The organism is Streptomyces sp. NPDC001985 (assembly GCF_040296845.1).
Taxonomy (GTDB): domain Bacteria; phylum Actinomycetota; class Actinomycetes; order Streptomycetales; family Streptomycetaceae; genus Streptomyces.
Map to the genome: position 1 here is coordinate 102,085 of NZ_JBEOYB010000002.1, position 11,879 is coordinate 113,963.

The following is an 11,879-nucleotide window of genomic DNA, read 5'->3' on the forward strand; positions in this document are numbered from 1 at the left end:
CATCCTACGGGGCCGGAGCGGCACCGAGCGCTCAGTCCGCTCAGTAGCTGGGCAGACGGCGCGGCCCCAGGTCAGTGAAGGTCGCGGAGGGCGCGAGCCGGACCGACGCACCGAGGACGGAGAGGCCGTGCTGCGCCACGACGACGGGTTCAAGACTGATTCCCACCACCTCCGGATGGTCGTCGACCAGCCGTGATACCCGCAGCAGCAGCTCTTCGAGCGCCGGGGTGTCGACGGGGGCGGAGCCCCGCCAGCCGAAGAGGAGGGGTGCCGTCCGGATGGATCGGATGAGTTCGGCGACATCCCGGTCGGTGGCGGGCACCAGCCGGTGGGAGGTGTCGCCGAGCAGCTCGGAGGCGGCTCCGGCCAGCCCGAAGGAGAGAACAGCGCCGACGGCCGGGTCGATGACGGCCCGGACGACGGTGTCGACGCCCCGGGGGGCCATGGACTGGACGACGGGGCGCAGCTCCTCGGGCTTGCCGAGGGCATGGGTCAGCTCGTGGTAGGCCCGGCGGAGCCGGTCCTCGTCGGCGAGGTCGAGCCGTACGCCGCCGAGGTCGGGGCGGTGGCGCAGATGCGGCGCGGTGGTCTTGAGGGCGACCGGGTAGCCGAGCACCCGCGCGGCCCGGGCCGCGTCGTCGGGGCCGGGGGCGGGGAGGGCGGGGAGCAGATCGATGCCGTACCGCGCGAGCAGCTCGTGGGCGTCGGTGGGCGGGAGGGTGCCGGTGCCGCCCGTGTGGAGCAGCCGTTCAATCTGGCGTGCGGCGCCGCTCTCGTCGATGTCGTCGTAGGCGGGCACGGTCCCGGGCTCGGCGGCGCCGCGCCGCCACTGGGCGTACGCCACCGCCTGCGACAGCGCCCGGACGGCCCGCTCGGCGGCGGGGTACGCGGGGATGCGGGCGCTGCCGGGGGCGCGGGGGGCGGTGCCCATGGCTGTGTCCGCGGCTGTGCCGGGGCCGTGGCCGGCGGCTGTGCCGGGGCCGGGGCCCTGGCCGGAGCCGGTGGCCGGGCCGGAGCCGGTGGCCGGGCCGGAGCCGGTGCTCGGGCCAGCGCTCGCGGCCGGGCCTCCGGACGCGTCGGCGGGCGGGTCGGCGGGCGCGGCCGGGCCGGTCGCCGGCGCGGAGTCCGGGGTCGCCGGGGCCGTCCGGTCCCGGAGCGGGTCCGCCGGGGCGGGAAGGCCGGGGTCCGGGGCGGGAAGGCCGGAGTCCGAAACCGGATGGCCAAGGCCCGGAGCCGGAAGGCCGGAGTCCGGAGCCGGAAGGCCGGGGTCCGGGGCCGGAGGGCCGGGGTCCGAAACCGGATGGCCAAGCCCCGGAGCCGGAAGGCCGGGGCCCGAAGCCTGAAGGCCAAGGCCCGGAGCCGGAAGGCCGGGGTCCGGGGCGGGCCTCGCCGGGGGGCGGACCGCGGCGAGGGCGGCCGAGAGGCCGCCCAGCTCGACATGGACCACCGCCACGGGCTTCGCCGGGGCCGAGGCCGCCGCCTCGCGCAGGGCGGCGGCCAGCACCTCGCCGTCGCCCGACTCCGGCTCGCCGTTCTCTCCGACCCAGGGGATCGCCGTCACCACCACGGCGTCGCACCCCTCGTCCGCCAGCGCCCGGGTGAGCGCGGCCCGGAAGTCGGCCGGCGTCGCCTCCGTGGTCAGATCGAGCGGCGGCATCGGCCGCAGCCCCTCCGCGAGGCAGGCGTCGTACGTCAGCAGCCCGAGCGACTCGGAGTTGCCGAGGATCGCCACCCGGGGGCCCGCGGGCAGCGGCTGGCCCGCGAGCAGCAGGCCCGCGTCGATCAGCTCGGTGACCGTGTCGACCCGGATCACCCCCGCCTGGCGCAGCAGCGCGCCGACGGCCGCGTCCGGAATCCTGGTCACCACCACCGCGTGCCCGGGCGGCTCGCTGCCGCTGTGCCGGGCGCCCTTGACCACCACGACCGGCTTGACGGCCGCCGTCCGCCGCGCGAGCCGGGTGAACTTGCGCGGGTTGCCGATCGACTCCAGGTAGAGCAGGACGACATCGGTGTCCGGGTCCTCGTACCAGTACTGGAGGAAGTCGTTGCCGGAGACGTCCGCCCGGTTCCCGGACGAGATGAAGGTGGACAGCCCCGCCCCGCGGCGGTGCAGCCCCGACAGCAGCGCGATACCGATCGCCCCGGACTGGGTGAAGAGCCCGATCCGTCCCCGCTCCGGCGCCTGCGGCGAGAGCGAGGCGTTGAGCCGTACGGACTCGGCCGTGCTGATGATCCCGAACGAGTTCGGGCCGATGATCCGCATCCCGTACGAGCGGGCCTGGCGGACCAGGTCCCGCTGGCGCGCCCGGCCCTCGACCCCGCTCTCCGCGTAGCCGGCGGAGAGCACCACGAGCCCGCGCACCCCGTGTTCGCCGCAGTCGGCGACCACCTCGGGCACCCGCTCCGCCGGAACCGCGACGACCGCGAGGTCCACGGGTTCCCCCGCGTCGGCCACGGCGTCGGCGACGGACCGGAAGGCGGGCACTCCGTCCACCTCCCGCGTGGTGGCGGGGAAGGCGAGGTTCACGGCGCGGACCCGGCCGGTGTATCCGGCGGCGAGCAGATTGCGCAGCACGGTCCGGCCCAGGCCGCCCGGCTCCCGGCCGGTCCCGATCACCGCGACCGACGCGGGGGCGAGCAGCCGCTGCACGGAGCGGGCCTCGGCCCGCTGCTCCCGGGCGCGCTGCACGGCGAGGGACTTCGCGGTGGGTTCGAGATCGAGGGTGAGATGGACGGAGCCGTCCTCGAAGCTGCGCTTCTGGGTGAATCCGGCGTCCCGGAACACCTTGATCATCTTGGTGTTCGCGGGGAGCACCTCGGCCGCGAACCGCCGGATGCCGCGCTCGCGGGCGACCGCGGCGATGTGTTCGAGGAGGGCGGAGGCCACCCCCCGCCCCTGATGGGCGTCCTGGACGAGAAAGGCGACCTCGGCCCGGTCGGCGGGGGCGCTCGCCGGACGCCCCCGCGCGTCGATCCGGTCGTAGCGGACGGTCGCGATGAACTCGCCGCCCACCGTGACCGCGAGCCCCACCCGGTCCACGTAGTCGTGATGGGTGAACCGGTGGACATCCTTGGCGGAGAGCTGGGGGTAGGGCGCGAAGAAGCGGTAGTACTTGGACTCGTCCGAGACCTGCTCGTAGAAGCTGACCAGCCGCTCGGCGTCCTCGGTGGTGATGGGGCGGATGCGCGCGGTGCCCCCGTCGCGCAGCACCACGTCCGCTTCCCAGTGATCGGGGTAGGTCTGCTCCGGCCGCGTGTGCATGCCGAAAGCGTACGGCGCGCTCCCGCCGGGCGGGGGTTCACGGGGGCGGGGAGGGCCGTCGGGACCGGGTGCCGGGGCCGGGTGGCCCGCCGTTCCGGGACCTGCGGCAGTCGATCTTCATACCATGGCACACTGGTCTAGACAACCGATTTCATTGAAGGGCAACACCATGGCTGAGCGCCGCGTCCATGTCGGCTGGGCCGAGGGCCTTCACGCCCGACCCGCCTCCATCTTCGTCCGGGCCGCATCGGCTTCCGGCGTCCCGGTCACGATCGCCAAGGCCGACGGCAACGCGGTCAACGCCGCCTCCATGCTCGCGGTGCTGGGCCTGGGCGCCCAGGGCGGCGAGGAGATCGTGCTCGCGTCCGACGCGGAGGGCGCGGAAGCCGCCCTGGACCGGCTGGCCAAGCTGGTGGCCGAGGGGCTGGAAGAGCTTCCGGAGACGGTCTGACCCGATAGCGCGGGCAGTGTGGCCGGGGAACCCCCGACGGGGACTCCCCGGCCATCGCCGTTCCCGGCCCCGCGCCTTGCCGGATGCGCGGCCCACGACCGTCTCGGCCGACGCGGCCGGCTTCCGAGCCGTACACCCGGACGAACACCGGGCACTGAACACCGGACACCGGGCCCCGGGACCGCATGTCCGGATGACCACCCGGCAGGAGTCCGGCCCGCACGGCACGGAATCCGGGCACACCACCGCACCGTCGCACAGCCGGGCGCCGGGAGGGCACCCCGCCCGCCGAATCCGGGAGCACCGGGCACGGCGTTCCCTGAGCGGCCCGCCGGAGAGCCGTGACGGGCCGTCGCACCCCTCCGCCGGGGTATGTCGTGTGGATCTCGCTGGGCTCGCGCGCCCCGGCACCGCACCTCGCCGCGGTGTCGTCCGTCACCCCTGCCCGCCCCGCAGTGACCCCATCCTCCGCCTCGCGCCGCACGGCACCGGACCCAGCCCCACTCAGTCCCTAGTTCCGGACGCGCGCCGTCGTCACGGATCGGTGCGCCGGGCGAGCCGGTTCCGCGCTCCGCAGCCGGTGCGCCCCGGCGGTGCGCTCGGCGTGCAGCGCGGTGAGCGCCCGCGCCCGCTCCGCGTCCCCGCGCGCCACCGCGTCCACGATCGCCCCGTACTCGGCCCAGGACGCCGCGGGCTCGGCCGGCGGCTGCACCGCGTACATCCAGGCGATCTTGTGCCGGAGCTGGGTGAGCAGCGCGATCAGCCCCGGGCTCCCGGAGGCCCCGGCCAGGGTCTCGTGGAACCAGCCGGCGAGGGCCCGCAGGTCCTGGCTCTGCCCCCGGCGGGCCCGCTCCTGGCCGAGGCGGACCAGGCCGCGCAGCACCTTGAGGTGTGCCTCGGTGCGCCGCCGGGCGGCGCGGGCCGCGCCCAGCGGCTCCAGCAGCGCCCTGACCTCCAGCAGATCGGCGGCCTCCTGCTCGGTGGGCTCGGCGACCTGGGCACCGGCGTGTCTGCGGATGACGACAAAGCCCTCGGACTCCAGGGTGCGCAGGGCCTCGCGCACCGGGATGCGGGAGACTCCGTAGCGGCGGGCGAGCTGCTCCTCCGCGAGCCGGCCGCCGCGCGGGAACACCCCGGAGACGATGTCGTCGCGGAGCGCCGTGCCTACCGAGTGCGCGGGAACGCGCATCACCGAACCTCCGCCTTCATCCGCTCACTCCGCGTGGAACGCAGCCGGTCTGACGTCTGTTCGGCGACTCTATTGCAGCGGCCCCCGTTTTCCGATGGCCTCTCGACGGCCGGGGATTCCTTCCGGCCGCCACCCCGGCCGCCACCCGGCCGCAGCCCCGGACCGGGCGGCGGCACGCCGAAGGCCCCGGCGCGCTGCCGCCGGGGCCTTCGGTGGGATGACGGTGCGGGCCGGCCGCGCTCCGGGGGCGCCGGGCGTCCGACGGGACGCCGCCGGGCCCGGCGCGGTGGTGTCAGAGGGAGACTCCGTGGGCGCGCAGATAGGCGACCGGGTCGATGTCGGAGCCGTAGTCGGCGCCGCCTCTGGCCTCGAAGTGGAGGTGGGGCCCGGTGGAGTTGCCCGTGGAGCCCGCGAGGCCGATCTGCTGGCCCGCCACGACGCTCTGGCCCGCCGTGACACCGATGGACGCCAGATGGCCGTACTGGGTGTAGGAGCCGTCGTTCATCCTGATGACGACGTTGTTGCCATAGGCGCCGCCCCAGCCCGCCTCCACGACCGTGCCCATGCCGACCGACATCACGGGGGTGCCGTGGGGGGCGTGGAAGTCGATGCCGGAGTGGCTGCCGGAGGACCAGAGGGAGCCGCCGGCGCGGTAGCCGGTGGAGACATGGGAACCGGCGACGGGGGACTGGAAGGTGTTGAGCCGGCGGCGCTCTGCCTCACGGGCGGCGCGCTCCTCGGCCGCACGGGCCTCACGGGCCCGCTCGTCGGCCCTGCGCTGGGCCTCCTCGGCGGCCTGGACCCGGGCGACGGCCGCGGACTTCTGGGTGGCCGCCTGGTCGGCGACCTCGTCGGCGAGGGAGTCCGCGTCGGCGTCGGCGCTGATGATCATCAGCGATCCGGTGTCCTCCAGGGACGGCGCGCCCGATCCGGCGGCGTGGGCCGGGGCGGCGAGGGTTCCGCAGACTCCGGTGGTGGCGAGGGTGGCGACACCGGCGATGCTCGCGCTTCTGCGCGTCATCCGGCCAGGCGCACGGTGTTTCCCGGTGGGGCGGGTCAACGCCATGGAGAGGCTGGTCCTTTCCTTCCTTCTCGCCTACCGGGTTAGCTGACGGGTTCGGAGCAGGAAGGTCTCCTACGGGCCCCTCCGCATGGCGGCGAAGGCGCTCGATTCACCCCTGGGACGGTGGGTCCCCGGTTCCCCGGACTCGCGCCCTGGGGGATTCGGCGATGGCTGCCCGTGCCACGGGTGCGGCGTCGTGCGGGCGAACAGCCGGACCGACGCTAAGCGCGGGATCTTCCCTCCGCCAAACAAAGAGCTGCTTTTGTTGCACATGCCACAGCCCAGAAAGGCATCTTCCCCATGACAAACGATCAAAAGGGACATATGGCAGCCAGATGAGGGAACCCCGGCACCCGTGGCCGCCGGGGTTCCCTCATCCGTCCCGATCAGCCGGTGACGACGGTCACTTCACCGATACCGAGGGCCTTGACGGGCTCCGCGATCTGCGCGGCGTCCCCCACCAGGACCGTGACCAGCCGGTCCTGCGGGAAGGCGTTGACCACCGCGACCGTCGCCTCCACCGTGCCGGTCTCGGCCAGCCGGACGTAGAGCTGGGCCTGGTAGTCGTCGGGGAGGTGCTGCTCGACCTGGTCGGCCAGCGTGCCCGCGACGGAGGCGGCCATCTCGTACTTCAGCGGGGCGACGCCCACCAGGTTCTGCACCGCCACATCCCGCTCGGCGTCGGTGAGCCCGCCGGCCGCCAGGGTCCGCAGCACCTTCCACAGATCGTCGAGGGCCGGGCCGGTGTTGGGGGTGTCCACCGAGCCGCTGATGGCGAGCAGGGAGACGCCCGAGCCGTCCGGGGCGGAGCGCAGCACCTGGCCGAAGGCGCGCACACCGTAGGTGTAGCCCTTCTCCTCGCGGAGCACCCGGTCGAGCCGGGAGGTCAGCGTGCCGCCGAGGCAGTAGGTGCCGAGCACCTGGGCGGGCCAGACCCGGTCGTGGCGGTCCGCGCCGACCCGTCCGATCAGCACCTGGGTCTGGACCGCGCCGGGGCGGTCCACGACGACCACCCGGCCGGTGTCGTCGGCGGTGACCGCCGGCACGGGGCGCAGGTCCGCGGTGTCGCCCGTCCACTCGCCGAGGGTCTCGGCGAGCACGGCGTCGACATCGACCTCGGCGAGATCGCCGACGATCACCGCGGTGGCGGTGGCGGGGCGGACATGCGCCTCGTAGAAGGCGCGCACGGCCGCCGCGTCGATCCGGGCGACGGTCTCCTCGGTGCCCTGGCGCGGACGGGACATCCGCAGGGACTCCGGGAAGAGCTGCCGGTACAGCTCCTTGGCGGCCCGGCGGCCCGGGTTGGCCGTCTCGTGCGGGATCTCGTCCAGCCGGTTGCGCACCAGCCGCTCGATCTCGGTGTCGAGGAACGCGGGGGCCCGCAGGGCCTCGGCCACCAGCCCGAGCGCCTTGGGCAGCCGGGAGACCGGGACCTCCAGCGAGACCCGGACACCGGGGTGGTCGGCGTGTGCGTCGAGCGTGGCGCCGCACCGCTCCAGCTCGGCGGCGAACTCCTCGGCGGAGCGCTTGTCGGTGCCCTCCGAGAGCGCCCGCGCCATGATCGTGGCAATGCCGTCGAGGCCCTCGGGCTCGGCGTCGAGCGGCGCGTCGAGGGAGACCTCGACCGCCACGACCTGCTGTCCGGGGCGGTGACAGCGCAGCACGGTCAGGCCGTTGTCCAGGGTGCCGCGGTCGGGGGCGGGGAACGCCCAGGGCCTGGCCTCCCCGGCCTGCGGCTGCGGGTGGAACTCCATGGTGGTCAGCGGCTCGGCGGCGTCGGTCACTGGCGCGCCCCTTCTTCGTCGTCGCTCTGCTCGGTCGTGTCGGACGGGTCGTCGGCATCGGCGTCGGCGGCCACCGGCTCGTACACCAGCACCGCCCGGTTGTCGGGGCGCAGCCGGGCCGCGGCGACCGCGCGCACCTCGTCGGCGGTGATGTCGAGGACCCGGTCGACGGCGGTCAGCGCCAGCTGCGGGTCCCCGAAGAGCACCGCGTACCGGCAGAGTTCGTCGGCGCGGCCCGCGACGGTGGAGAGGCGGTCCAGCCACTCGCGCTCCAGCTGGGCCTGGGCGCGCTCCATCTCCTCGGGGGTCGGGCCCTCATCGGCGAACCGGGCCAGCTCCTCGTCGACGGCGGTCTCGATCTGCGGGACCTCGACGCCGCCGGAGGTCTTCACGTCCAGCCAGCCCAGCGAGGGGGCCCCGGCGAGCCGCAGCAGCCCGAAGCCGGCCGCGACGGCGGTGCGGTCCCTGCGGACCAGCCGGTTGTGCAGCCGGGAGGACTCGCCGCCGCCGAGCACCGTGAGCGCCAGATCGACGGCGTCGCACTCGCGGGTGCCGTCGTGCGGGAGCCGGTAGGCGGCCATCAGCGCCCGCGCCGGGACGTCCTCCTCCACGACCTCGCGCAGCTGCTCGCCGATGTTCTCCGGGAGGGAGCCGTCGCGCGGGGGCTGCTTGCCGTCGTGGGAGGGGATCGAACCGAAGTACTTCTCGATCCAGGCGAGGGTCCGCTCCGGGTCGATGTCCCCGACAACGGAGAGCACGGCGTTGTTCGGCGCGTAGTACGTACGGAAGAAGGCGCGGGCGTCGTCGAGGGTCGCCGCGTCCAGATCGGCCATGGAGCCGATGGGGGTGTGGTGGTAAGGATGGCCCTCGGGGTAGGAGAGGGCGGTCAGCTTCTCGAAGGCGGTGCCGTACGGGACGTTGTCGTAGCGCTGACGGCGCTCGTTCTTGACGACGTCGCGCTGGTTCTCCATCGACTCGTCGTCGAGCGCGGCGAGGAGGGAGCCCATCCGGTCGGCCTCCAGCCAGAGCGCCAGCTCCAGCTGGTGGGTGGGCATGGTCTCGAAATAATTGGTGCGCTCGAAGCTGGTGGTGCCGTTGAGCGAACCACCGGCGCCCTGCACCAGCTCGAAGTGGCCGTTGCCGTGGACCTGCTTGGAACCCTGGAACATCAGGTGCTCGAAGAGGTGGGCGAGTCCGGTACGGCCCTTGACCTCGTGACGCGAGCCCACGTCGTACCAGAGGCAGACCGCGGCGACCGGCGTCAGATGGTCCTCGGAGAGCACCACGCGCAGGCCATTGGCCAGCCGGTGCTCCGTCGCTGTCAGGCCGCCCGAACCGGCCTGCGCTGTGGCCGTGTGACCCATGGGCATGTACGTCCCTTCGATCGCGATGCTGTGGGTGTTGTTTTCCCAGCACTGCCACTGTATGCAAGCGGGCTGACACCTGGCGAAGTTCCCGGCGCACCGGTGCTCTCCTTTGGTCTCGTTTGGTCTCGTTCCGGTCTCCGGACGCTTCCCCGAGGGTGCCGGGCCGCTCCCCCGGCCGGTGCCGGACCCGCTCCGGGGCGCGCGGTGGAGGCCCGCGACCCCGGGTCGTGTCGGGCGTTGTCAGCGGGACGGTCCACAATGGTCGGCGTCAGTTCCCGATCCGGTACGTGAAGGAGCAGCAGCCGCGATGGCCCGCCGCAGCACGAAAACCCCGCCGCCCGAAGATTTCGAGGAGCGCATTCTCGACATCGACGTCGTCGACGAGATGCAGGGCTCCTTCCTTGAGTACGCCTACTCGGTGATCTACTCCCGTGCCCTGCCCGACGCCAGGGACGGCATGAAGCCGGTCCAGCGCCGCATCGTCTACCAGATGAACGAGATGGGCCTGCGCCCCGACCGCGGCTATGTGAAGTGCGCCCGGGTCGTGGGCGAGGTCATGGGCAAGCTCCACCCCCACGGCGACGCGTCGATCTACGACGCGCTGGTGCGGATGGCCCAGCCCTTCTCCATGCGCGTCCCCCTGGTCGACGGCCACGGGAACTTCGGCTCCCTGGGCAATGACGACCCGCCCGCCGCCATGCGGTACACCGAGTGCCGGATGGCGGACGCCACCTCGCTGATGACGGAGTCCATCGACGAGGACACGGTCGACTTCGCGCCGAACTACGACGGCCAGGAGCGGGAGCCCGTCGCCCTTCCGGCGGCGTATCCGAATCTGCTGGTCAACGGATCGTCCGGGATCGCGGTCGGCATGGCGACCAATATGCCGCCGCACAATCTGGGCGAGGTCATCGCCGCCGCCCGCCATCTGATCCGGTACCCGGGCGCCGACCTGGAGGCGCTGATGCGCTTCATCCCGGGGCCCGACCTGCCGACCGGCGGCCGGATCGTGGGCCTGGCCGGCATCAAGGACGCCTACGCGTCGGGCCGGGGCACCTTCAAGATCCGCGCCACGGCCACGGTCGAGGACGTCACCCCGCGCCGCAAGGGCCTGGTCGTCACCGAACTGCCGTTCTCGGTGGGGCCGGAGAAGGTGATCGCGAAGATCAAGGACCTGGTCGGCTCGAAGAAGCTCCAGGGCATCGCCGATGTCAAGGACCTCACCGACCGCTCCCACGGGCTGCGGCTGGTGATCGAGATCAAGAACGGCTTCGTGCCGGAGGCCGTGCTGGAGCAGCTCTACAAGCTGACGCCGATGGAGGAGTCCTTCGGCATCAACAATGTGGCGCTGGTCGACGGCCAGCCGCTGACCCTGGGCCTCAAGGAGCTGCTGGAGGTCTATCTCGACCACCGCTTCACCGTGGTGCGCCGGCGCAGCGAGTTCCGCCGCACCAAGCGCCGGGACCGGCTGCACCTGGTGGAGGGTCTGCTCGTCGCGCTGGTGGACATCGACGAGGTGATCCGCGTCATCCGCTCCAGCGAGAACTCGGCGCAGGCGAAGGAGCGGCTGATCGAGCGCTTCTCCCTCAGCGACATCCAGACCCAGTACATCCTGGACACCCCGCTGCGGCGGCTCACCAAGTTCGACCGGATCGAGCTGGAGAGCGAGCGCGACCGGCTGACCGGCGAGATCGAGGCGCTGACCCGCATCCTGGAGTCGGACGGTGAGCTGCGCAAGCTGGTCTCGGGCGAGCTGGCGGCGGTGGCCAAGAAGTTCACCACCGAGCGGCGCACGGTCCTGCTGGAGTCGGGGGCCGCCCCGGTCGCCGCGGTGGCCCTGGAGGTCGCCGACGACCCGTGCCGGGTGCTGCTCTCCTCCACCGGGCTGCTGGCGCGCACGGCCACGGGCGAGCCGCTGCCGGAGCCGGGGGCCAAGCGCGCCAAGCACGATCTGATCGTCTCGGCGGTCCTGGCGACCGCGCGCGCCGATGTGGGCGCGGTGACCTCGGCCGGCCGGCTGCTGCGGCTCGCGGTGATCGATCTGCCGCAGCTGCCGCAGACCGCCGCCGCGCCCACCCTCTCGGGCGGGGCGCCGATGTCGGAGTTCCTCTCCCTGGAGCCGGACGAGACGGTGGTCTGTCTCACCACGCTGGAGGAGTCGTCGCCGGGGCTGGCGCTCGGCACCCTCCAGGGCGTCGTCAAGCGCGTGGTGCCCGACTATCCGGCGAACAAGGAGGAGCTGGAGGTCATCACCCTCAAGGACGGCGACCGGATCGTCGGCGGGGCCGAGTTGCGCACCGGCGAGGAGGATCTCGTCTTCATCTCGTCCGACGCGCAGTTGCTGCGCTATCCGGCCGCGCAGGTCCGGCCGCAGGGCCGGGCGGCGGGCGGCATGGCCGGCATCAAGCTGGCGGACGGCGCCCGGGTGCTCTCGTTCACGGCGGTGGACCCGGCCGCGGACGCGGTGGTGTTCACGGCCGCCGGCTCGACCGGCGCGCTGGACGACTCGGCCACCTCGGTGAAGCTCACCCCGTTCGACCAGTATCCGCGCAAGGGCCGGGCGACGGGCGGAGTGCGGTGTCAGCGCTTCCTCAAGGGCGAGGACCATCTGCTGCTGGCCTGGGCGGGACCGGCCCCGGCGAGAGCCTCCCAGCAGAACGGCACCCCGGCGGGGCTGCCGGAGCCGGACCCGCGCCGCGACGGCTCGGGCACCCCGCCCGATTCGGTGGTGGCGGTGCTGGCGGGGCCGGCGACCTAGCGGTG

7 protein-coding genes and 1 riboswitch are annotated in these 11,879 nt (G+C 73.6%); of the genes, 2 read left to right on the forward strand and 5 right to left on the reverse strand.

Features of this window, described 5'->3' with window-relative positions; all coding sequences use genetic code 11:
* Nucleotides 1-40 precede the first annotated feature (40 nt).
* Nucleotides 41-3,262: a GNAT family N-acetyltransferase gene (locus ABT122_RS01265; protein WP_351543426.1), complete on the reverse strand. Its 3,222-nt coding sequence runs from the start codon at nucleotides 3,260-3,262 to the stop codon at nucleotides 41-43.
* 169 nt (nucleotides 3,263-3,431) lie between these two features.
* Between ABT122_RS01265 and ABT122_RS01270 the strand changes: the two genes are divergently transcribed.
* A complete protein-coding gene (locus ABT122_RS01270; RefSeq protein WP_351543429.1) occupies nucleotides 3,432-3,713 on the forward strand; it encodes an HPr family phosphocarrier protein in 282 nt (93 codons plus the stop codon).
* 511 nt (nucleotides 3,714-4,224) lie between these two features.
* Here ABT122_RS01270 and ABT122_RS01275 read toward each other — a convergent pair.
* The 4 genes from ABT122_RS01275 to ABT122_RS01290 form a co-directional block, all read right to left on the reverse strand.
* The gene (locus ABT122_RS01275; protein WP_351543432.1) at nucleotides 4,225-4,902 is read right to left on the reverse strand and encodes a GntR family transcriptional regulator; all 678 of its coding nucleotides are present in this window, start codon (nucleotides 4,900-4,902) and stop codon (nucleotides 4,225-4,227) included.
* Nucleotides 4,903-5,194: 292 nt separating this feature from the next.
* Nucleotides 5,195-5,968 carry a M23 family metallopeptidase gene (locus tag ABT122_RS01280; protein WP_351543435.1) on the reverse strand — a complete coding sequence of 258 codons (774 nt, stop codon included), beginning with the start codon at nucleotides 5,966-5,968 and terminating at the stop codon, nucleotides 5,195-5,197.
* Nucleotides 5,969-5,981: 13 nt separating this feature from the next.
* A riboswitch (cyclic di-AMP (ydaO/yuaA leader) is annotated at nucleotides 5,982-6,142 on the reverse strand.
* A gap of 209 nt (nucleotides 6,143-6,351) precedes the next feature.
* Nucleotides 6,352-7,719 (reverse strand): M16 family metallopeptidase, encoded by a 1,368-nt coding sequence (locus ABT122_RS01285; RefSeq protein WP_502976076.1) that lies wholly within the window; start codon nucleotides 7,717-7,719, stop codon nucleotides 6,352-6,354.
* Between the two features lie 26 nt (nucleotides 7,720-7,745).
* On the reverse strand, nucleotides 7,746-9,119 hold the full coding sequence (locus ABT122_RS01290) for a M16 family metallopeptidase (RefSeq protein ID WP_351543439.1): 1,374 nt from the start codon (nucleotides 9,117-9,119) through the stop codon (nucleotides 7,746-7,748).
* 304 nt (nucleotides 9,120-9,423) lie between these two features.
* Between ABT122_RS01290 and ABT122_RS01295 the strand changes: the two genes are divergently transcribed.
* A complete protein-coding gene (locus ABT122_RS01295) occupies nucleotides 9,424-11,874 on the forward strand; it encodes a DNA gyrase/topoisomerase IV subunit A (RefSeq protein WP_351543442.1) in 2,451 nt (816 codons plus the stop codon).
* Nucleotides 11,875-11,879: the final 5 nt, after the last annotated feature.